The 20,610-nt window shown below is 55.9% G+C and carries 18 protein-coding genes; 8 read left to right on the top strand and 10 right to left on the bottom strand.

Annotated elements, in window-relative coordinates; translation table 11 throughout:
* Window positions 1–200: 200 nt before the first annotated feature.
* Entirely contained in the window at window positions 201–1,130 is a 930-nt protein-coding gene (locus IM282_RS09305; RefSeq protein WP_022649722.1) for a sugar kinase, read from the bottom strand.
* 230 nt (window positions 1,131–1,360) lie between these two features.
* Between IM282_RS09305 and pdeH the strand changes: the two genes are divergently transcribed.
* Both pdeH and IM282_RS09295 read left to right on the top strand, forming a co-directional pair.
* Entirely contained in the window at window positions 1,361–2,134 is a 774-nt protein-coding gene (gene pdeH, locus IM282_RS09300) for a cyclic-guanylate-specific phosphodiesterase (RefSeq protein WP_015571521.1), read from the top strand.
* 65 nt (window positions 2,135–2,199) lie between these two features.
* Window positions 2,200–4,242 carry an AsmA family protein gene (locus tag IM282_RS09295; RefSeq protein WP_023298835.1) on the top strand — a complete coding sequence of 681 codons (2,043 nt, stop codon included), beginning with the start codon at window positions 2,200–2,202 and terminating at the stop codon, window positions 4,240–4,242.
* A 93-nt stretch (window positions 4,243–4,335) separates the two neighbouring features.
* Here the strand turns inward: IM282_RS09295 and IM282_RS09290 are convergent, their stop codons facing one another.
* The 3 genes from IM282_RS09290 to IM282_RS09280 form a co-directional block, all read right to left on the bottom strand.
* Entirely contained in the window at window positions 4,336–5,658 is a 1,323-nt protein-coding gene (locus IM282_RS09290; protein ID WP_022649720.1) for an MFS transporter, read from the bottom strand.
* A gap of 260 nt (window positions 5,659–5,918) precedes the next feature.
* Complete coding sequence (gene yhjD / locus IM282_RS09285) at window positions 5,919–6,944, bottom strand: inner membrane protein YhjD (protein WP_022649719.1); 1,026 nt, start codon at window positions 6,942–6,944, stop codon at window positions 5,919–5,921.
* A gap of 50 nt (window positions 6,945–6,994) precedes the next feature.
* On the bottom strand, window positions 6,995–7,894 hold the full coding sequence (locus tag IM282_RS09280; protein ID WP_032621978.1) for a LysR family transcriptional regulator: 900 nt from the start codon (window positions 7,892–7,894) through the stop codon (window positions 6,995–6,997).
* 119 nt (window positions 7,895–8,013) lie between these two features.
* Between IM282_RS09280 and IM282_RS09275 the strand changes: the two genes are divergently transcribed.
* Window positions 8,014–8,772, top strand: a complete 759-nt coding sequence (locus IM282_RS09275; protein ID WP_048966370.1) for an SDR family NAD(P)-dependent oxidoreductase — start codon at window positions 8,014–8,016, stop codon at window positions 8,770–8,772.
* A gap of 174 nt (window positions 8,773–8,946) precedes the next feature.
* The gene (locus IM282_RS09270) at window positions 8,947–9,549 is read left to right on the top strand and encodes a response regulator transcription factor (RefSeq protein WP_048966371.1); all 603 of its coding nucleotides are present in this window, start codon (window positions 8,947–8,949) and stop codon (window positions 9,547–9,549) included.
* Here the strand turns inward: IM282_RS09270 and IM282_RS09265 are convergent.
* Together IM282_RS09265 and IM282_RS09260 are read right to left on the bottom strand one after the other, a co-directional pair.
* Window positions 9,528–9,866 (bottom strand): lysozyme, encoded by a 339-nt coding sequence (locus IM282_RS09265; RefSeq protein ID WP_022649714.1) that lies wholly within the window; start codon window positions 9,864–9,866, stop codon window positions 9,528–9,530. The two genes, IM282_RS09270 and IM282_RS09265, sit on opposite strands and share 22 nt — an antisense overlap.
* Before the next feature lie 71 nt (window positions 9,867–9,937).
* The gene (locus IM282_RS09260; protein ID WP_192970344.1) at window positions 9,938–10,477 is read right to left on the bottom strand and encodes a GNAT family N-acetyltransferase; all 540 of its coding nucleotides are present in this window, start codon (window positions 10,475–10,477) and stop codon (window positions 9,938–9,940) included.
* Between the two features lie 146 nt (window positions 10,478–10,623).
* Between IM282_RS09260 and IM282_RS09255 the strand changes: the two genes are divergently transcribed.
* On the top strand, window positions 10,624–12,210 hold the full coding sequence (locus IM282_RS09255; protein WP_192970343.1) for an STY4199 family HEPN domain-containing protein: 1,587 nt from the start codon (window positions 10,624–10,626) through the stop codon (window positions 12,208–12,210).
* Between the two features lie 110 nt (window positions 12,211–12,320).
* On the opposite strand, the gene IM282_RS09250 is transcribed toward IM282_RS09255, so the two are convergent.
* The 3 genes from IM282_RS09250 to IM282_RS09240 all read right to left on the bottom strand — a co-directional run bounded on the left by IM282_RS09250 (window position 12,321) and on the right by IM282_RS09240 (window position 16,419).
* A complete protein-coding gene (locus IM282_RS09250) occupies window positions 12,321–13,970 on the bottom strand; it encodes an alpha,alpha-trehalase (RefSeq protein WP_022649711.1) in 1,650 nt (549 codons plus the stop codon).
* A gap of 182 nt (window positions 13,971–14,152) precedes the next feature.
* Window positions 14,153–15,505: a glutathione-disulfide reductase gene (gorA, locus tag IM282_RS09245; protein ID WP_022649710.1), complete on the bottom strand. Its 1,353-nt coding sequence runs from the start codon at window positions 15,503–15,505 to the stop codon at window positions 14,153–14,155.
* Window positions 15,506–15,576: 71 nt separating this feature from the next.
* On the bottom strand, window positions 15,577–16,419 hold the full coding sequence (locus tag IM282_RS09240; protein WP_192970342.1) for a 23S rRNA (adenine(2030)-N(6))-methyltransferase RlmJ: 843 nt from the start codon (window positions 16,417–16,419) through the stop codon (window positions 15,577–15,579).
* Between the two features lie 208 nt (window positions 16,420–16,627).
* On the opposite strand from IM282_RS09240, the gene prlC reads away from it, so the two are divergent.
* Window positions 16,628–18,670 carry an oligopeptidase A gene (gene prlC, locus IM282_RS09235; RefSeq protein WP_048966515.1) on the top strand — a complete coding sequence of 681 codons (2,043 nt, stop codon included), beginning with the start codon at window positions 16,628–16,630 and terminating at the stop codon, window positions 18,668–18,670.
* A 7-nt stretch (window positions 18,671–18,677) separates the two neighbouring features.
* Complete coding sequence (gene rsmJ / locus IM282_RS09230) at window positions 18,678–19,430, top strand: 16S rRNA (guanine(1516)-N(2))-methyltransferase RsmJ (protein WP_048966516.1); 753 nt, start codon at window positions 18,678–18,680, stop codon at window positions 19,428–19,430.
* A 92-nt stretch (window positions 19,431–19,522) separates the two neighbouring features.
* On the opposite strand, the gene uspA is transcribed toward rsmJ, so the two are convergent.
* Entirely contained in the window at window positions 19,523–19,960 is a 438-nt protein-coding gene (uspA, locus tag IM282_RS09225) for a universal stress protein UspA (protein ID WP_003861223.1), read from the bottom strand.
* A gap of 283 nt (window positions 19,961–20,243) precedes the next feature.
* On the opposite strand from uspA, the gene uspB reads away from it, so the two are divergent.
* The gene (gene uspB, locus IM282_RS09220; protein WP_003861224.1) at window positions 20,244–20,579 is read left to right on the top strand and encodes a universal stress protein UspB; all 336 of its coding nucleotides are present in this window, start codon (window positions 20,244–20,246) and stop codon (window positions 20,577–20,579) included.
* Window positions 20,580–20,610: the final 31 nt, after the last annotated feature.

Genomic DNA, 20,610 nt, shown 5'->3' with positions numbered 1-20,610 from the left:
CCTGGCACGTTCACCGGTCATGTCGTTACAGAGTAGCAAGGAACATAAAGTGAACGGAATGACCACCACCGCCGTATGTTCCCCTCACCCTACCCTCTCCCCGGAGGGGCGAGGGGATTGCTCAGTGCTCGCATTAATTTGTGGGGAACCCTCAGCCCTGTGGGAGAGGGTTAGGGTGAGGGCATCAGCCCGCCCATTCCTTAAGCAGGCATCGCCTCGCGCGGAATAATCGCTCCGCGATACTGAATCACCGTGCTGGCCGTCAAGTGTCCGCGCTGCGCTGCCGCTTCTGGCGTACCTCCCGTCAAACGTACCGCCAGATACCCCGCGCTGAAAGAATCGCCCGCCGCAGTGGTATCGATCACTTTCTCTTTCGCCAGCTTCACCGCCGGCACCTCTGTCACGGCTTCACCCGCCACCGCCACCAGGCAAGACTCCGCCCCGCGCTTAATCACCACTTCGCTGACCCCAGCGGCCTGCGTCCGAGCAATGACCTCATCAACCGGCTTTTCACCCCACAGGGCATCTTCATCGTCCAGCGTCAGGAAGGCGATATCGGTGCATTCCAGCATCTGCTGATACACCTGCTGCGTCTCTTCGCGGCTGGCCCAGAGGCGCGGACGGTAGTTGTTATCGAAAATCACCTTACCGCCGTTGGCACGGCATTCGCGCAGCAGTGACAGCAGCTTTTCACGGCTCTGCTGGCTCAGGATCGCCAGGCTGATCCCGCTCAGGTAGAGGTAATCGAAGGTGGCCAGCTCTTCGCAAATCGCAGCGGCGGCATCGCTTTCCAGCCAGAATTTGGCAGCCGCTTCATTACGCCAGTAATAGAAGGTGCGCTCGCCGGTACTGTCGGTTTCGATGTAGTACAAACCCGGCAGACGGTTTTCCATTCGCTGGATCAGCGAAGTTTCAACGTTTTCACCCTGCCAGGCCTCCAGCATCTGCTGGCTGAAGCTGTCCGTTCCCAGCGCGGTAACGTAGCTCACGCTCAGCGCGTCGGGGGCGACCTGACGGGCAATGTAAACGGAGGTGTTCAATGTATCGCCGCCAAAACCGCGGCTGACTTCCGCGCCTTTCTGGGACAGCTCAATCATGCATTCGCCAATCACGGCAATTTTCTTAGACATAGTCGTGAACCTGAACAGAGTAATTAAGAGTAGTGTGCGCTGTGTGTTTTTTACGGTCAACTATATTAAAACGACGTTCCATTATTTTTTTTGAGCCAGCGCGTGTTCCGGCATATTTCTGTCATCTTAATTTCATTTTCCCGCTGAATTGAACATAAAGTTCTCACCTGGCGGGCCGATAACTCAGTGACGAGTCCAGAAAGGCTATCCCATACAACAGGACATCCGAAATGAAGTCAGAGCAGGTTATCCAGCGGCTGAGCACTACGCCTGAGGCAAGTATTGAGAACTTGCAGGAGCATCGCTACTGGCTGCAATGTGAGCGAGCGTACACCTATCAGCCTATCTACCGTACTGACGGTCGGTTAATGGCAATTGAGGTGTTAACGGTCGTCACTCATCCATCGAACCCTTCGCAGCGTATCGCGCCGGACCGCTATTTTGCGGAGGTTGCCGTGCGTCAGCGCATCGACGTGCTGGAAGAGCAGTTGAGAATGCTGGCGACGAAGCAGGCGTTCTTCGAGCAGCACGGTATTCTGGCTTCGGTGAACGTGGATGGCCCAACCCTGATGGCGTTACGTCAGAATGCGACGCTGCAGGCGCTGATTGCCACCTTGCCGTGGATGCGCTTCGAGCTGGTGGAACATGTTCAGCTGCCGCAGGACTCCTCATTTGCCTCGATGTGTGAGTTTGGCCCGCTGTGGCTGGATGATTTCGGTACCGGTATGGCCAACTTCTCCGCCCTGAGCGAAGTGCGTTATGACTACATCAAAGTGGCCCGCGATCTGTTTATCATGCTGCGCCAGACACCGGAAGGACGGAACCTGTTTACGATGCTCCTGCAACTGATGAACCGCTATTGCCAGGGCGTCATTGTGGAAGGCGTAGAGACGCTGGAAGAGTGGCGCGACGTGCAAAATTCTCCGGCAGCGGCGGCACAGGGTTATTTCCTCTCTCGTCCTGTCCCCATGGATACCCTGGAAAAGGTGATAACCACCCTCTGATCTGCCCGCTTCCCTTTGTCTGAACTATAGTTTTAAAGGCAAGTTCATCAGGAAAGGGGACAACAATGACAAAAACAACCAGGGTGATTTCCTGGACAGCAGGGATTTTCTTGTTGCTGATCGTGGTCTTAATCATCATTATCGCCACGTTTGACTGGAACCGCCTCAAACCGACCATCAACCAGAAAGTCTCGACCGAGCTAAACCGCCCCTTCGCAATACGTGGCGATTTGGGGGTCGTGTGGGAGCGTCAGAAAGAGGAAACCGGCTGGCGAAGCTGGGTGCCCTGGCCGCACGTTCACGCTGACGACATCATTCTTGGCAACCCGCCGGACATCCCCGAAGTGACCATGATCCACCTGCCGCGCGTGGAAGCCACGCTGGCGCCGTTAGCCCTGTTAACCAAAACGGTGTATCTGCCGTGGATCAAACTTCAGCAGCCCGACGCGCGGCTGATTCGCCTGTCGGAGAAAACCAACAACTGGACGTTCGATCTCGCCAGCAGCGGCGATAAAGATCCGAATGCGCAGCCCTCTTCGTGGTCTTTCCGCCTCGACAATATTCTGTTCGATCGGGGGCGGATCGCCATTGACGATAAAGTAAGTAAGGCTGACGTGGAGATCCTCGTCGATCCGCTGGGCAAGCCGCTGCCGTTTAGCGAAGTGACGGGCAGCAAAGCCAAAGGCGATGACAGCAAAGCTGGCGATTACGTCTTCGGCCTGACAGCGAAAGGGCGCTACAACGGCCAGCCACTGACCGGTAAAGGCAAAATCGGCGGTATGCTGGCGCTCAGGAGCGAGGGTACGCCATTCCCGGTGCAGGCGGACTTCCGCTCGGGCAATACCCGCGTGGCGTTCGTGGGCACGGTTAACGACCCGATGAACATGGGCGGCGTCGACCTCCAGCTTAAGTTTGCCGGGGATTCGCTGGGTGAACTGTACGATCTCACCGGCGTGCTGCTGCCGGATACCCCGCCGTTTGAAACGGACGGGCGGCTGGTCGCAAAAATCGACGCTGAAAAATCGTCCGTCTTTGACTACCGGGGGTTCAACGGCCGCATCGGCGATAGCGATATACACGGCACGCTGACCTACACCACCGGAAAACCGCGCCCGAAACTGGAGGGGGACGTTGAATCCCGCCAGCTGCGTCTGGCCGATCTTGGTCCGCTGATTGGCGTAGATTCGGGTAAAGGCACGAAGTCAAAAGAGGTCAAAAAGGACGCTCAGCCTGCGGGTAAAGTGCTGCCCTATGACCGCTTCGAAACCGACAAGTGGGACGTAATGGATGCGGACGTGCGCTTCAAAGGACGTAAAATTGAGCATGGCAGCACGCTGCCGTTGAGCAACCTCTCGACCCATATCATCCTGAAAAACGCCGATCTGCGCCTGCAACCGCTGAAGTTTGGCATGGCCGGGGGAACCATTTCCTCGAATATCCACCTGGAGGGGGATAAAAAGCCGATGCAGGGAAGGGCGGAGATCCAGGCGCGTCGTCTGAAGCTGAAAGAGCTGATGCCGGACGTGGAGTTGATGCAGAAAACCCTCGGTGAGATGAACGGCGATGCGGATATTCGCGGCACGGGTAACTCTGTGGCCGCGCTGTTAGGCAGCGGAAACGGCAACCTGAAGCTGCTAATGAACGACGGGCTGGTGAGCCGTAACCTGATGGAGATCCTGGGGCTGAACGTCGGTAACTTCATCGTCGGACAAATCTTCGGAGACGATGAAGTGCGCGTGAACTGCGCGGCGGCAAACGTGGACCTGGTCAACGGTGTGGCGCGTCCGCAGATTTTCGCATTCGACACGGAAAACGCGGTTATCAACATCACCGGTACCGCCAGCATGGCGTCCGAGCAGCTGGATTTAACCATCGATCCGGAAAGTAAAGGCATTCGCATCATCACCCTGCGCTCGCCGCTCTACGTTCGCGGGACCTTCAAAGATCCGCAGGCGGGCGTGAAGGCCGGGCCGCTGATTGCGCGCGGTGCGGTTGCCGCCGCCCTCGCCACGCTGGTCACCCCTGCGGCGGCGCTGCTGGCGTTGATTTCGCCGTCAGAAGGCGAAGCGAATCAGTGTCGGACGATTTTGTCGCAGATGAAGAAGTAAGGTGTGGCCTGTTCTTGCCGGGTGACGCTGCGCTTACCCGGCCTACATGTGAATCGTAGGCCGGGTAAGGCGTAGCCGCCACCCGGCATTCGCTTACAGAGTCTGATGCTTAGTTTCGTGCGTCAGCAGCAGCGCAATCAGCGTCAACGCTGCCATGGCCGCCAGATAGACACCCACATAGAACAGACCATAGTTCGCCTGAAGCCACGTGGCGATATACGGGGCCACCGAGGCGCCCAGAATAGACGAAACGTTATAGGAGAACGACGCGCCGGTATAACGCACTTCAGTCGGGAACAGCTCCGGCAGCAGCGCGCCCATTGGGCCAAAGGTCAGCCCCATCAGGCTCAGACCAATCAGCAGATACGCCATCACCAGCGCAGGGCTACCTGAACCCAGCAGCGGCGGGAAGACAAACAGTGCGAACAGGATGATCAGCGAGGTGATGACGATCATGCTTGAACGACGGCCAAATTTATCCGCCAGCAGGCCCGCGATGGGCACCATCACGCCAAATCCAATAACCGCCATCATCAGCATCCACAGCACTTCGTTACGCGGCAGGCCCAGTCCGACCGGTACGGCGGCGGTACTGTAGGTCATGGAGTACACGGTCATGATATAGAACAGCGTGTAGGTCGCCAGCATGATGAACGTACCCAGCACGGTCACGCGGAGGTGTTTGGTCAGCAGCGTCCCCAGCGGAACTTTAACCTGCTTTTTCGCCGCGGCGACTTTAGCGAAGACCGGCGTCTCGTGCAGCGACACGCGCACGTACAGGCCAATCAGCACCAGCACGGCAGAGAAGACGAACGGAATACGCCAGCCCCAGCTCATGAACTGTTCATCGGTCAGCAGCCAGGAGAGGAGCAGGAAGGTGCCGTTCGCGAAGAAGAAGCCAATCGGCGCGCCCAGCTGTGGGAAAGAGCCATACAGGGCACGCTTACGCGCCGGGGCGTTCTCGGTCGCCAGCAGCGCCGCGCCGCCCCATTCGCCGCCCAGCCCCAGGCCCTGACCAAAGCGCGCCAGCGCCAGCAGCACAGGCGCCAGAATGCCGATAGTTTCATAGGTCGGCAGCAGGCCGATGGCGACGGTGGAGATCCCCATCGTCAGCAGCGAGGCAACCAGCGTCACTTTACGCCCGACGCGATCGCCAAAGTGGCCAAAGACCGCTGAACCTATAGGACGCGCAACGAAGGCGATAGCAAAGGTAGCTAAAGACTGTAGCGTGGCTGCCGTCGGGTCGCCCTGTGGGAAGAAAATATGCGGAAAGACAATGACCGCAGCGGTGGCGTAAATATAAAAGTCGAAGAACTCAATGGCGGTGCCAATCAGCGATGCGACGACGACTTTATTGCGGGAGTTGACCGGAACGTGTTCCGCCCCTTCGTTAAGTGTGGTGGCTGTTGCTTGCATAATATTTTCTTATTTTTGGACGAACGAAGGGCCATATTAGGCACAGCAAAAGCGACATTTCAATCTGTAACAAAGGCGTGACATGGTCATAAAAGCAACAAAAAGCGGATAATTTTCAGACCAGCGAAAACACTTCCATGAAATGCTTCACACATTTTAAATATCAGTCATTAAAACTGGTTTTGAGTTAAATAAAAGTTACGGTCTGGATTTATATGCTGAAATGATGAATCGGGCTGAAATATCAGCCCGACAGGACATCAGTGGTGGGTTTTTCCCGGCATGCGTGGGTCGTCTTTATACTCTGCGGTGGCGATCCACGCGGCACAGAACAGCGTCAGGCGTGCGAAGAAATAGAAGAAGGCCATCAGCCCCAGCACCGAACCAAAGGCCGCGCCGGAGGGGGACTTCACCAGCGATGGCAGCGTATAGGTCATCACAATTTTGATCACCTCAAAGCCAATGGCGGCAATCAACGTCCCACGGATCAGCGCCTTCTTGCGCGGCCGATGGCGGGGCAAACGCCAGAAGATCCAGAAGAACAGCAGGTAGTTAGCAAAGATGGAGATAGCAAGCCCTATACCGCGCCAGGCCGGTTTCAGCCATTCAATGTAGTCCAGATACAGCGCGGAGATAATCATCTGCTGCGCAGAACCGGCGACCGAGGTGATAGAGAGCGTGATGACCAGCGCCACCAGCAGACCAATCAGCGAGATAAAGTCGCGCAAATACTTCACCCATATCTTCTCCTGATCCTGCGGCGTACGCTCCCAGACGTCACGCGACTGGGCGCGAATGGCCTCACGCAGGTTGCCCATCCAGTTAACCCCGGAATAGAGCGCAATCAGCAACCCGACGATACCCACGGTGGTACGCTGCTGCACGGCGGTATTGATGGTGCTTTTGAGCGTCGTGGCGAGCGTCTGGTCGCTGACGTTGGTCAGGATCTTATTGAAGATGTCCTGCAACAGCGTCGGGTGAGACGCCAGAACAAAACCGGCGGCAGCAAACGACACCATCAGGATAGGGATCATCGACAGGAAAGAGAAGTAGGTGATCGCCGCGCCAAACTGATTTCCCATGCGGTCGTTAAAGCGCTCAGCGGCGCGGATCAGGTGAGCAATCGCGGGTATCTGCTGAATTTTTTCGGCTATGCCGGTCACGGTGCCCAGCGCTTTGCTGGTCGTTCCAGGCTCCTTCGGCGCTTCAGGCTCGTTATCCATCTTTTTGATGGGTTCATAATCTAAATGTTGAGTCGGTCGTTGCGGGTTATTTTCCGGCGTCACGCGCATTTTCCTTTTCGTTGAGCTGGATGTTATTGAATTATAGCTTGCGACTAGTCCACGTAACTTTTTGTGAGTTCGGTAAGCCACTCCATAAACACATGCACCCGACGGGAGAGGTTACGGCGGTGGGGATAAATGAGGGAGACGGGCATTGGTTCAGCCCGATATTGCGGCAGGATCTCAACGAGTTTTTTCGTGCGCAGGGCATCACGCACCCCGACGCGCGGGACCTGAATAATGCCAAGCCCGGCGATACAGGCGGCCTGGTAGGTTTCCGTGCTGTTAACCGTCAAAACGCCTCCCGTTTTTATCCACTGGGTCGCGCTGCCGTTGAAATACTCAAAACCCAGAGGACGGGTGCCCAGCGTGGCGGAGTAATGAATGAGGGCGTGTGAGCCCAAATCATCCAGCGTCTCAGGGTAGCCGAATCGCGTGAGATAATCCGGGCTGGCGCAGTTAATCACTGAAAGCTTCCCAAGCGGGCGGGCGATAAGCCCGGAGTCCTTCAAGTTTCCCACGCGAACCACGCAGTCAAATCCTTCGCGGATGACATCGACCAGACGATCGCTGCTGCTTAGCTCAAGCTCAATGCCGGGAAACTGTTGTAAAAATGCAGGCAGTTTCGGAATGACGACATTTCGTGCAATGGCAACGGGCATATCCACACGTAGCCGACCGCTGATGGTGGAAGGGTCGTGCAGAAACATGCCGTCCAGTTCGTCCAGATTCATCAGCAGATCTTTTGCGCGTTCGTAATAAACCATGCCGTCCTGCGTCAGGCTGACGCGGCGGGTAGTGCGGTGCAGCAGTTGAGTGCCAAGCGCGTTCTCCAGCGCCTGGATCTGCCGCGAGACACTCCCCTTCGGCAGGCTTAACGTCTCCGCCGCGCGGGTAAAACTCTCCAGTTCCGCGACGCGAAGGAAAAGCTGCATTGCGTATATTTTATCCATAGATATGGGTCATTGTTGTTTGAAATGAAACAGTGAAGCGTTGGCGGCACTATTTATTGATTTTCTACCATCTAATAAGCTCATTCTCAATCTTCATCGCAGTCGAAACGAGGTGAATTATGCGTGAACGTATTGCATTAGTGACGGGCGGTAGCCGCGGCCTGGGTAAAAATGCGGTTTTGAAGCTTGCTGCGGAAGGGACAGATATCATCCTGACCTGGAACAGCAGTCAGCAGGAGGCGCAGGAAGTTATACGCGAAATTGAGGGAAAAGGTAGAAAAGCGGCAGCATTGCAGCTTAACGTCGGCGATACGGCAAGTTTTGCGCGCTTCGCTCAACAGGTGAAGGAAACCCTTACACACGTCTGGCAACGTGACACCTTTGACTATTTAGTGAACAACGCAGGTACAGGGTTATACGCACCCTATACCGAGACGACAGAAGCGCAGTTTGATGATGCGGTGAATATTCACTTCAAAGGTCCGTTTTTCCTCACACAACAGCTGCTGCCGCTCATAAAAGACGGAGGACGGATCCTGAATGTCTCAAGCGGACTGGCCCGTTTTACTCAGCCAGGTTCAGGGACTTACGCGGCAATGAAAGGGGCGATGGAAGTGCTGACCCGCTATCAGGCAAAAGAGCTTGGCGTGCGCGGAATTTCCGTCAATATCATCGCGCCTGGCGCGATTGAAACCGACTTTGGAGGCGGACGCGTAAGGGATAATGCGGAGCTTAACCAGCTGCTGGCCTCGCAGACGGCGCTGGGACGGGTGGGCCTGCCCGATGATATCGGTGACGCCATTGCGGCGTTGCTCAGTGACAAACTGGGCTGGATGAATGCGCAACGTATTGAAGTTTCAGGCGGTATGTTCCTGTAATGTTCAGACTTAAGGGGGAGGGAACCCTTTTAAGGAAATCCTTAAAGCAGGTGTGTCTAAATGATGAAAGATATAAAGAGAGCTGGGTGAATTGTAACCTCTCCATTCATTGAGTTTTTTCTTAAAAAATGCCTCTGTAGAATCCCCCTTCGCTATTCTCAGAGGAGTAATACGATGCGAGTAATCATGTTTGACAGGCAGTCAATATTTATTCATGGAGCGAAGTGCAGTTTGCAGAAATTAATTCCGGAAATAGATTTGACAGGAACTCGTCAGACTGATGAATTATGGGCACACTTATCCGCGTCACCTTCCGCTATCGTCATGATAGATGGGTATTTAATTCATGATAACGGTGTGGCTTTACCGGAAGAGATTATGAATCGTTTTCCAACAGCGCGCGTGGTGCTGGTGTTAACGAAAAAAGAGCCTCGCTGGGTTGAGCAAATGCTACAGCGCAACGTGGTGGCAATAATCCCTCGTAATGCGAATCCCGAACGCTTTTCCGCCGTGCTGGATTCTGTATCGCGAGGGATGGTCTGTTTTCCCGGCGAGTGGATGAACCAGCACTCCTCTCATGATGAGCTGTCATTGTTAAGTGAGCGCCAGCGTGAGGTATTGAAATTACTGGCGGCCGGAGAGTCAAATAAAGAGATAGGTCGTAATCTCAATATCAGTGCGGCAACGGTAAAAGCCCATCTTGAGACGCTTTTCCGTCGTCTTGATGTCAAAAACCGGACGCAGGCCGCGATGTACTATACCCGGGCGACGGCCTGAAGGATCTTCTCTGGCAGAGGGGAATCTTCCCCAAAACTGAAGAGCGTTAATACCAGTGCATCATGCTGCTGTTGGGTTAATGGGCGTTTGTTCATTTCCCGCAGCAGCGACTCACATAAATGAATATCATTGAAAAGCAAATTCTCCGCCTCAGTCGGCGTGATGAGGCCGTTAAATTTTTCCCACTGGCGAATCACGTGACCGTAACCTATAACCCATATTCCCTTTTCGTCACGGTATTTCTCCAGGGAAAGACCCTGCTGTTTTTTAATTAATGCGATTGCAGCAGAAGATATCTGCATTGCATAACCCGTCATAAGCGTTTCCTCTTTATGGCGGAACTATAAAGGGAAAACAGCCCGGGGAATATCCGCCAAATGGCCGTTGATCAGGTTTTACTGAACGGATATTCCTTTTTCAGTAAACCGAATAGCCAGTCGTTATGCCATTGCCCTGAAAGGAAATAACTCTCGCGCAACTCACCTTCCAGCTGAAAACCTGTTTTTTCCAGCAGTCGCCTTGAGGCGATATTTCCCGCCGTCACGGTCGCGGTGAGCCGACGGATATTGCCCTGGGTCAGCGCGAAATCACACACCGCCCGCAGAGATTCAAAGCCGTAACCTTTCCCCTGCGCAGAGGGCGCAAAGAGAAAACCGACTTCGGCACAATCTGCTTCCCGGTGCACATAGCCGGTTACGCCCAGCGGCATCTGGCTGGCCGTCTCACGCACCACAAGGCAGAGCCAGTGCGAGCTGCCCGGTGCCCACGGCAACAGACGAGACACAAAGGCCTCCCGAATGTCAGCCTCGCTACGCTCATGGGCGACAAAACGCATCACGTCAGGATTTTGCTGTAGCGACAGAAAAAAGGGCCAGTCTTGCTCTTGCAGCGGCAAGCAGGTGAGACGCGCGGTGGTTAAGGCGGGCATGACGATCCTCCGGAGACATTGCAAATGATTATAGGGTTGTCACTTTATTTCAACAGAAAGTCAGGTATGTTTAACCTCCTATAAATAAAAAGAAAAACGACTTTTAATGCCGCTTTGGCGGTACTCATTGTCTCTCAAGGAAAACAATGATGATTAGCTCATCGCATCATACCCGCGAACAGTTTGAACACTGTCTGGCGGCGATCCGCCAGGCGTCTGTTGAAATCTTACTTCTGTTGAATGTACATGTTTCTGAAGGAAAAGATCCACGCTGGTTTCTGGAACAACTGGATAGCGCCCGCCTGGGGCTGGGCGGGTGGGGTGCCGTAGCCAGAAAGCTGAACCTGAATGATGCGGAAATGACGGCCTTTACGCTGCAATTACGCTTGCTTCAGCAGCGCGTTCCCCAGTATGAAAGCGGGCAGGATGTCAGCGAAAACCAGCTGATTGCGGCGATGCGCTTCGTCACATCCCTTGAATATCTGCGTCTGCAACAGCCCCTTCTGACCTACGATACCGGGAGGGTGCCAGACAAGGCGAGCCAGCTCCAGGCGCAGAAACAGGTGCGTGCCATTGAGCTGATGATAAAAGGATTGATACAGCAGGCATGGCCCGATCCGGTGCGGCTGAATAATCATCTTAAGACCTTGTTTAATGCTGAACGTGTGCGTCGCTGGCTGAAAAACGGTGAAATTAATGATGTTCTGAGCGGCATGTTATTTAGTGAGCTGGCCCAGCTGCTGGTGGATAAGAAAGAATTTAGCCGCTACTACGCGTCGCTGTTTAACGCCCCGGACATGCTGACGCTGCTGGTAGAACCCCGCAAAACCCTGCAAACCTTCCTCGAAGATATCCGTCAAATCCGCAACAGCATCACCGTGCAGCAGCCGTTGAGCGGGGCGCAAATCCAGCTGCTCGACAGCTATTACACGCAGATCACCCGCTCCGTTCAGCGCGCGTTTGAGGAAGGGCGGACACGCGTTAACCCGGCGGCGCTGATGGCGGTGGATGAAAGCGAGCTGCATGCATTCTGGGAAAAGGCGCAAAAAATAGACCGCACAACAGGCGGCGATCTGTTTGAAGTGCGTAACAGCATAGAGAAACCGACTCAGCGCGCCGCGCGTACGCCAGAGCAGCGCGAACAGCTGATTTCCGGCGTGCTGTGGGGAGCGGTTGGCGTGATGGTTATCGCGATTGTCGTGGGGGGATTCTGGCTGGTGACCAGCAGTAAACCGCAGCCGGCTGTGGCCAGTACGGCATCTCCCGCACCGGTGCAGGAGATGCGCGAAACGCCTTCCTCGCGAGAAACGCTGACGCGCATGGGTGTCACCTGGGATGAAAACAACTTCCGTTCAGCGATTAGCCGCAACGATACCCGCGTGGCGCTCCTGTTCTTGCAGGGTGGCATGGACTGGAAAATGTCATGGACGGAGGAGGCATTGTCGGCAGGCTACGATGACGTGCTGGAAGTGATGTTGCGCTACCGCCTGCAAATGACAGAGCAAAAGCCCTGCCGACGCTTTATTAATACGCTTAGCCATGCGATGGCGAACGGCGAATCGCTGACGTCTATGCGTAAGCAGTACCTGAAAGCATTCTGTACCGTCCCGGCGGTAGTGAAACGTCAGCAGCACGACGCCGATATGGCAACGCGCCGCGCGAAGACGCAGCCCGATGCCAGCACAAAAAAATGGCAGTCCATCCAGACTGCCATTTATGAAGTGATCCGCTGATTATTTTTCCCCCTCACCCCGGCCCTCTCCCCAAAGGGGCGAGGGAGAAAAGGCCGCACCGTTAAGTCCCCTCTCCCCTCAGGGGAGAGGGTCAGGGTGAGGGGTGAGACTCAGGGCTCCCCATACAGCCCAATCAACCGCCGCACCACCCCATTCGTCCAGCCGAAGCCATCCTGCAACGGATACTCACCCCCGCCACCTTCGCGTGGCGTGCTGCTGGCGATGTGGTACTTCTCAATCAGCTTATGATGGGTTTTGTAGTAATGGTTTACCGTGTGCAGCCAGCTCCAGGCGATCTCATCCCCCAGCGAGTCGTTGCCGTACTGCTTGAACCCCTGGATCGCCATCCATTGTAGCGGTGCCCAGCCGTTCGGCTTATCCCATTGCTCACCTGTTTCATATTCGGTGGCGAGAATACCGCCCGGCGTGAGCAGACGGGCTTTAACGGCATCGGACAGCCGTTCAGCCTGCTCATGGGTCGCCATGCCCACATACAGCGGCACAATGCTGGCCGCAGAGAACAGCGCCAGGGCTTCACGGCGCCAGTCGTAATCACGATAACAGCCGTTCTCTTCGTCCCACAGATAGCGGTTCACCGCCGCGCGCCGGTCGCTGGCTTTCTGGCGGAATAGTTCAGCCGTCTCTTTATCCCCTTTCGACGCTGAGATATTGGCGATAGCGCTCTCCAGTTTGAACAGGAATGCGTTCAAATCGATGGGGATAAATTGCGTCGTGCGGATACTGGCCAGCCGCGCAGGATCGCGCAGCCAGCGGGACGAGTAATCCCATCCTGAGGCTGCCCCGGCGCGCAGGTCGCGATACACCTCGTTCGGCGGGCGACCGGAATGACGGGCGGTTTCAACGTCCTCAATCCAGGATTCATCCCGTGGCGTATCGCGATCGTCCCAGTAGCGGTTGAGCAATGAGCCATCCGGCATGCGCACCGCACTGCGATAGGCCTGGTTGAGCAGCAGCGATTCCGCCCCGTCCATCCAGAAGGCGTACTCCATCTTGAGATGCTCAAGATAGCGCTTCGCCCCGCGCACGCCGTCCTCTTCAAACAGCTCCACCATCAGGGCAAAAACCGGCGGCTGGGAGCGGCTGAGGTAGTAGGTGCGGTTGCCGTTCGGGATATGTCCGTAGCGCTCAATCAGCCAGGCGAAGTTATCGGCCATGCATTTCAGCAGATCGTTACGACCGCTTTCTGCCAGCCCCAGCATGGAGAAATAAGAATCCCAGTAGTAGGTCTCGCTGAATCGCCCACCGGGCACAATATAGGCCTGCGGCAGCGCCAGCAGCGACGACCACGGGATGTGATCCTGCGGCTCGCGCGTCAGCACCGGCCACAGGTTATCAATGTGTTCTTTCAGGGAGAAGCCGGGATCAGAGACATACTCTTTACTGTAGTCCTCCGGCAGCCAGAAGTGATTCTCCACAAAGCGCGCCAGGTCAAAATCCCGATGACGACGCACTTTACGGTAGCGGATCAGGATATCCAGCGGGTCCATTTTCGGCGCGCAGTCTGGGAAAGTTTTGCTGTCCGCAAACAGCCGTGTCGACTGCACATGTTCGAACAGTTCAAGATAACGATCGGCAGGCGTCAGGGCATCGGAGGCAGGTAGCCCCTCGATCATTTCGGGTTCCGGCTCCGCCTCAATCATTTCATCCAGTTTCAACTCGCAGGGATCGGTCTCGTAGCGCAGCTCTTCTGCAATCTCGAACTCGATGTTCTCGGTAGCCTGTAGTTTCTGGTTGAACATGGTGATAAGGACCTCCGGTTGTGTGTTCTAAAAGACAGGTTTTTCCGGGCGTCTTATAAGCGTAGACATTCGCTTCGGTGGATGTGGAGGGATATGTGCGGTAGATCACGATTTTCGGAGCATTCGTTTTGCAACGATTTATGAATGTTAAAAAAATGCCCCTTTGAAGAGGGGCATCAATATCAACGCATTGTTACAAACTCTTCTGCCGCAGTGGGGTGGATCGCCACGGTGTTATCGAAGTCTTTTTTCGTTGCGCCCATCTTCAGCGCCACCGCAAAGCCCTGCAGGATCTCGTCCATGCCAAAGCCTATGCCGTGGATGCCGACGATCTTCTCGTCCGGGCCCACACAGACCAGCTTCATGCGGCACGGCTGACGGTGCGAGGTGACCGCGGTATACATCGCGGTAAACGCCGATTTATACACTTTCACCTGATCGTCGCCGTACTGCTCACGCGCCTGCGGCTCGGTTAAGCCGACGGTGCCGATTGGCGGGTGGCTGAAGACCACGGTCGGGATGTTGCTGTAATCCAGATGTTCGTCCGGCTTGTTGTTAAACAGACGCTCGGAAAGACGACGCCCCGCGGCCACGGCAACCGGCGTCAGTTCTACGGCACCTGTGTTATCACCAACGGCATAAATGCCCGGTACACTGGTGTTCTGGAACTTATCAACGACGATGTAGCCTTTTTCATTGGTTTTCACCCCGGTTGCGGCCAGGTTGAAGTTGTCGGTGGCCGGTTCACGACCAATCGCCCAGATCAGGCAATCAACGGTCTGGCTGCGGCCATCTTCCAGCTCCAGGGTCAGGCTACCGTCCGCATTTTTAACCACCGCTTTTGGCACGGCGTTGGTGTGCAGGGTTGGGCCTTCGGCGTTCATCACCTCGACCAGCGTGTCGACGATTAGCGGATCAAAGCTACGCAGCGGCGCGTGTTTACGCACAAACAGGTGCGCTTCCGCCCCAAGGCCGTTAATCACGCCAGCAAGCTCAACCGCGATGTAACCCGCGCCTACAATGGCAACGCGCTCTGGCAGAGCAGGCAGCTCGAAGAACCCGTCGGAGTCGATGCCGTATTCCGCGCCCGGAATGTTCGGATGGCTCGGACGGCCACCGGTGGCGATCAGGATGTGATCGGCAGTGATCGTCTCGCCGTTCACTTCGATCGTCTTCGCATCCACGAAACGGGCGAAGCCGCGGATCACGTCGACGTTATTCTTGCCCAGCACGTTATCGTACGAGGTGTGAATACGGTCGATATAGGCGGTACGGCTGGCGATCAGCTTATCCCAGTCGAAGTGGTTAATGGTGGTGTCAAAGCCGTAGTCCGGGCCATACATATGGATAGCTTCACGGATTTGCGCGGCATGCCACATCACTTTCTTCGGTACACAACCCACGTTTACGCAGGTGCCGCCGAGTTCTTTGGCTTCAATCAGCGCACACTTCTGGCCGTACATGGCCGCACGGTTGATGGAGGCGATGCCGCCGCTGCCGCCGCCGATTGCGATGTAGTCATAATGCTTAGTCATAGCTTTTGTCCTTAATCGTGAATTGCCGCGATTGTATACCTGAAATCAATAGGTTCCACCGATGGCTGCGATTACTCCGGCACGATCCAGCTTACGGTGGCGTGGCCCGTACCGGCTGGCACCAGCGTTTTGTGCAGCCACGGCAGCACGTTGTTCATCTGCGCTTCGAGCTTCCACGGCGGGTTAATCACAATCATGCCGGACGCGGTCATGCCGCGCTGGTCGCTGTCGGGGCGCACCGCCAGCTCAATCTGCAGGATTTTGCGGATGCCGGTCGCCTCCAGATCCTTGATCATGCGCTTAATTTGCGCGCGTAGCACTACCGGATACCACAGGGCATAGGTTCCGGTCGCAAAGCGTTTGTAACCTTCGTTGATACCGGCCACCACCGCCTGATAGTCGGTTTTGATTTCGTACGGCGGGTCGATCAGCACCAGGCCGCGACGCGAAACCGGCGGTAGTTTGGCTTTTAGCTGCTGGTAGCCATCGGCTTTGTCCACGCGGGCGCGGTTATCTTTCTGAAACTCAGCGCGCAGCAGCGGGAAGTCGCTTGGGTGCAGCTCGGTCAACTGGAGGCTGTCCTGCTCGCGCAGCAGCTGGCGGGCAATCAGCGGAGAGCCAGGGTAATAGCGCAGCTGGCCGTTGCGGTTGAAATGATTCACCACGCCGATGTACGGCTCCAGTTCGGCAGGCAGATCGTCCTGCTGCCAGATACGGGCGATGCCTTCCAGATATTCACCGGTACGCTCGGCATGTTCGCCGCTCAGCTGATAACGGCCCGCCCCCGCGTGGGTGTCCAGGTAGAGAAACGGCTTGTCTTTCTCTTTAAGCGCTTCAATGATCAGGCTCTGAACGATGTGTTTAAGGACGTCGGCGTGGTTGCCAGCGTGGAAGCTGTGGCGATAACTGAGCATGGGTAATGATTTTCCGCTGAATTGACGATTTTCCACAGTTTACAGCAGAACGGCACAGATTACCCGTAGGCCCGGTAAGCGCAGCGCCACAGGGCGTTTTTCGACAACCTCCGGCATTGAAATCCTCTACACTTAACCCCATTACAGAAAACAATATGCACAGCGCCGGATGCGCGCTTCATTCATCTATTTCAACAGGACAGCGTTTATGACCAATCCATTACTGACGCCTTTTTCGTTGCCACCGTTTTCTAAAATCCTCCCTGAGCATGTGGTTCCAGCCGTTACCCAGTCGCTGGAAAACTGCCGCGCGGCGGTAGAGAACGTGGTCGCGCAGGGCGCGCCGTACACCTGGGAAAATCTGTGTCAGCCGCTGGCCGAAGTGGACGACGTGCTGGGGCGCATTTTCTCCCCGGTGAGCCACCTGAACTCGGTGAAAAACAGCCCGGAGCTGCGCGAAGCCTACGAACAGACCCTGCCGCTGCTCTCCGAGTACAGCACCTGGGTCGGCCAGCACGAGGGGCTCTACAAAGCCTACCGCGACCTGCGCGACGGCGACCATTATGCCGAACTGAACACGGCGCAGAAAAAATCGGTTGATAACGCGCTGCGTGATTTCGAACTGTCCGGGATTGGCCTGCCAAAAGAAAAACAGGTTCGCTACGGCGAAATCGCCGCGCGCCTGTCCGAGCTGGGCAACCAGTACAGCAACAACGTCCTCGACGCCACCATGGGCTGGACGAAGCTGATTACCGATGAATCCGAACTGGCCGGTATGCCGGAAAGTGCGCTGGCGGCGGCAAAAGCCCAGGCCGAAGCGAAAGAGCAGGAAGGCTTCCTGTTAACGCTGGATATCCCAAGCTATCTGCCAGTGATGACCTACTGCGACAACCAGGCCCTGCGCGAAGAGATGTACCGCGCCTACAGCACCCGCGCCTCCGATCAGGGGCCGAATGCCGGTAAGTGGGATAACAGCCCGGTGATGGCGGAGATCCTCTCCCTGCGCCACGAGCTGGCACAGCTGCTGGGCTTCGACAGCTACGCGGATAAATCCCTCGCCACCAAAATGGCCGAGAACCCACAGCAGGTGCTCGACTTCCTGACCGATCTGGCGAAACGCGCCCGTCCTCAGGGTGAAAAAGAGTTAGCCCAACTGCGCGCCTTTGCAAAAGCGGAGTTCGGCGTGGACGAGCTTCAGCCGTGGGATATCGCATACTACAGCGAAAAACAGAAACAGCACCTCTACAGCATCAGCGACGAACAACTGCGTCCGTACTTCCCGGAAAACAAAGCCGTCAACGGTCTGTTCGAGGTAGTGAAGCGCATCTACGGCATTACCGCGAAAGAGCGTACCGACATCGACGTCTGGCATCCGGACGTGCGCTTCTTCGAGCTGTATGACGAGAACAACGAGCTGCGCGGCAGCTTCTATCTCGATCTCTACGCGCGTGAGAACAAGCGCGGTGGGGCGTGGATGGACGACTGCGTGGGCCAGATGCGTAAAGCGGATGGTTCCCTGCAAAAACCTGTTGCCTACCTGACCTGTAACTTCAACCGTCCGGTGAGCGGCAAACCTGCTCTGTTTACCCACGATGAAGTGATCACCCTGTTCCACGAGTTCGGTCACGGCCTGCACCACATGCTGACCCGCATCGAAACCGCTGGCGTCGCCGGTATCAGCGGTGTGCCATGGGATGCGGTCGAGCTGCCAAGCCAGTTTATGGAGAACTGGTGCTGGGAGCCGGACGCGCTGGCGTTTATCTCCGGTCATTACGAAACGGGCGAACCGCTGCCGAAAGAACTGCTGGATAAAATGCTGGCGGCGAAAAACTACCAGGCGGCGATGTTTATCCTGCGTCAGCTGGAGTTCGGCCTGTTCGACTTCCGCCTGCACGCCGAGTTCAGCCCGGAGCAGGGGGCGAAAATCCTCGAAACCCTGGCTGAGATTAAAAAGCAGGTTGCCGTCATTCCAGGCCCGACCTGGGGACGCTTCCCGCACGCGTTCAGCCATATCTTCGCAGGCGGGTACGCCGCAGGCTACTACAGCTACCTGTGGGCCGACGTGCTGGCGGCGGATGCCTTCTCGCGCTTCGAAGAAGAGGGGATTTTCAACCGCGAAACCGGTCAGTCGTTCCTCGACAACATCCTGACCCGCGGCGGTTCAGAAGAGCCTATGGAGCTGTTCAAACGCTTCCGTGGCCGCGAGCCGCAGCTGGATGCGATGCTGGAGCATTACGGAATCAAAGGCTGATTGCTACGTGAAGATCTGCTTAGTAGATGAAACAGGCGCCGGTGACGGCGCCTTATCTGTTCTGGCGGCCCGCTGGGAGCTGGAACATGATGAAAAGAACCTGATGGCGCTGGTGATGACGCCGGAACATCTGGAGCTGCGCAAGCGCGATGAGCCAAAGCTTGGCGGGATTTTTGTCGATTTTGTCGGCGGCGCGATGGCGCATCGGCGTAAGTTCGGCGGCGGTCGCGGCGAAGCGGTGGCCAAGGCGGTTGGCATTAAAGGGAGCTATCTTCCGGACGTGGTGGACGCCACGGCGGGGCTGGGGCGCGATGCGTTTGTGCTGGCCTCGGTGGGCTGCCGTGTGCGGATGCTGGAGCGTAATCCGGTTGTCGCCGCGCTGCTCGACGACGGGCTGACGCGAGGCTATGCGGACCTGGAAATCGGCTCGTGGTTACAGGAACGTTTGCAACTTATTCATGCCTCCAGCCTGACGGCGCTGACCGATATCACCCCGCGCCCGCAGGTGGTTTATCTCGACCCCATGTTCCCGCATAAGCAGAAAAGCGCGCTGGTGAAGAAAGAGATGCGGGTGTTTCAGTCGCTGGTGGGGCCAGATTTAGATGCCGATGGCCTGCTGGAGCCGGCTCGTCAACTGGCGACGAAGCGGGTGGTGGTGAAACGTCCTGACTATGCGCCGCCGCTGGCGGACGTTGCGACCACTAACGCGGTGACCACCAAAGGGCATCGCTTTGATATCTACTCAGGTACGCCGGAATAAAAAAAGCCGGGTGGCGGCTTCGCCTTGCCCGGCCTACATTCAGTGCCGCTTGTAGGCCCGGTATGCGTTAGCGCCACCGGGCTTATTTGCACTTACTCGTCTTCTTCGTCACGCAGTGGAACAATCAGCATATCCACGTGTACGGTGTTAATCAGCTGACGTGCGGAAGACATCAGTTTGCTCCAGAAGTCCTGATGGTGACCGCATACCACCAGGTCCATATCGTATTTCTTAATCGCATCAACCAGCACCTGGCCCAGATCGCCGCTACCGCTTAAGGTTTCAGTGATTGGATAGCCCGCGTTGGTAGAAAGCTCGCTCAGCGCGTGGTGAGTCTCTTCGGAGATGCGTTTCTGCATATCGCCGAGATTCACGTCGATCAGACCGGTGTAGAGGTCGGAGTAATTCACATCAACATGAATCAGCGAAACTTTCGCGTTGTAGGGACGTGCCATGGATACTGCTTTATCAACCAGCACTTTACTCTCCGGGGAGAGGTCTACCGCGATAAGAATGTGTTTGTAAGCCATAGTGTTACTCCTTCCTTAAGTTATCGATGACTAAATGGGAAAGCCGTCGTCTGATGCTTTCATTACGGCCCAGTTAAACATATTTTTCAAGCTTTGGTGTTGATAACGATTAACCTTGTGGCAAAAAAATTAACGGATCTCCTACACTATTTAATGAGCCGTTCGGATATTAAAACGCGAACCGGATCGACTTTTAGTCATTCTTTCACTGAACTGTCTGTCAGGGCATTGGGGTGCGGTAGCTCAGGAGCCTTGCTTCGTGGGTGGACGCCGGGGAGGATGTATGATTAGCACCGTCGCATTGTTTTGGGCGTTATGCGTGGTTTGCATAGTGAATATGGCGCGCTACTTCTCATCGTTACGTGCGCTGTTAGTGGTACTTCGTGGTTGCGATCCGTTGCTTTATCAATATGTGGACGGTGGAGGGTTCTTCACCTCGCACGGACAGCCCAGCAAGCAGATGCGTCTGGTGGGGTATATCTACTACCAGCGCTACCGCGATCACCACGATGAAGAGTTTATCCGTCGCTGCGAGCGCCTGCGTCGTCAGTTCATTTTGACCAGCGCCCTGTGTGGTCTGGTTGTGGTGAGTATGATTGCGCTGATGATATGGCACTGAGCATAAAAAAAGCGGGCCAGTTTCCTGACCC

The organism is Enterobacter cloacae complex sp. P29RS (assembly GCF_014893445.1).
GTDB classification, from domain to species: domain Bacteria; phylum Pseudomonadota; class Gammaproteobacteria; order Enterobacterales; family Enterobacteriaceae; genus Enterobacter; species Enterobacter intestinihominis.
The sequence above is the reverse complement of the archived record's forward strand: the minus strand, read 5'-3'. Positions and strand labels throughout refer to the sequence as shown.

What these genes read in the sequence shown, in the direction of transcription:
- IM282_RS09305 (WP_022649722.1), bottom strand. Translation starts at nt 1,130, where the DNA reads ATGTCTAAGAAAATTGCCGTGATTGGCGAATGCATGATTGAGCTGTCC.
- pdeH (WP_015571521.1), top strand. Translation starts at nt 1,361, where the DNA reads ATGAAGTCAGAGCAGGTTATCCAGCGGCTGAGCACTACGCCTGAGGCA.
- IM282_RS09295 (WP_023298835.1), top strand. Translation starts at nt 2,200, where the DNA reads ATGACAAAAACAACCAGGGTGATTTCCTGGACAGCAGGGATTTTCTTG.
- IM282_RS09290 (WP_022649720.1), bottom strand. Translation starts at nt 5,658, where the DNA reads ATGCAAGCAACAGCCACCACACTTAACGAAGGGGCGGAACACGTTCCG.
- IM282_RS09280 (WP_032621978.1), bottom strand. Translation starts at nt 7,894, where the DNA reads ATGGATAAAATATACGCAATGCAGCTTTTCCTTCGCGTCGCGGAACTG.
- IM282_RS09275 (WP_048966370.1), top strand. Translation starts at nt 8,014, where the DNA reads ATGCGTGAACGTATTGCATTAGTGACGGGCGGTAGCCGCGGCCTGGGT.
- IM282_RS09270 (WP_048966371.1), top strand. Translation starts at nt 8,947, where the DNA reads ATGCGAGTAATCATGTTTGACAGGCAGTCAATATTTATTCATGGAGCG.
- IM282_RS09265 (WP_022649714.1), bottom strand. Translation starts at nt 9,866, where the DNA reads ATGACGGGTTATGCAATGCAGATATCTTCTGCTGCAATCGCATTAATT.
- IM282_RS09260 (WP_192970344.1), bottom strand. Translation starts at nt 10,477, where the DNA reads ATGCCCGCCTTAACCACCGCGCGTCTCACCTGCTTGCCGCTGCAAGAG.
- IM282_RS09255 (WP_192970343.1), top strand. Translation starts at nt 10,624, where the DNA reads ATGATGATTAGCTCATCGCATCATACCCGCGAACAGTTTGAACACTGT.
- IM282_RS09250 (WP_022649711.1), bottom strand. Translation starts at nt 13,970, where the DNA reads ATGTTCAACCAGAAACTACAGGCTACCGAGAACATCGAGTTCGAGATT.
- gorA (WP_022649710.1), bottom strand. Translation starts at nt 15,505, where the DNA reads ATGACTAAGCATTATGACTACATCGCAATCGGCGGCGGCAGCGGCGGC.
- IM282_RS09240 (WP_192970342.1), bottom strand. Translation starts at nt 16,419, where the DNA reads ATGCTCAGTTATCGCCACAGCTTCCACGCTGGCAACCACGCCGACGTC.
- prlC (WP_048966515.1), top strand. Translation starts at nt 16,628, where the DNA reads ATGACCAATCCATTACTGACGCCTTTTTCGTTGCCACCGTTTTCTAAA.
- uspA (WP_003861223.1), bottom strand. Translation starts at nt 19,960, where the DNA reads ATGGCTTACAAACACATTCTTATCGCGGTAGACCTCTCCCCGGAGAGT.
- uspB (WP_003861224.1), top strand. Translation starts at nt 20,244, where the DNA reads ATGATTAGCACCGTCGCATTGTTTTGGGCGTTATGCGTGGTTTGCATA.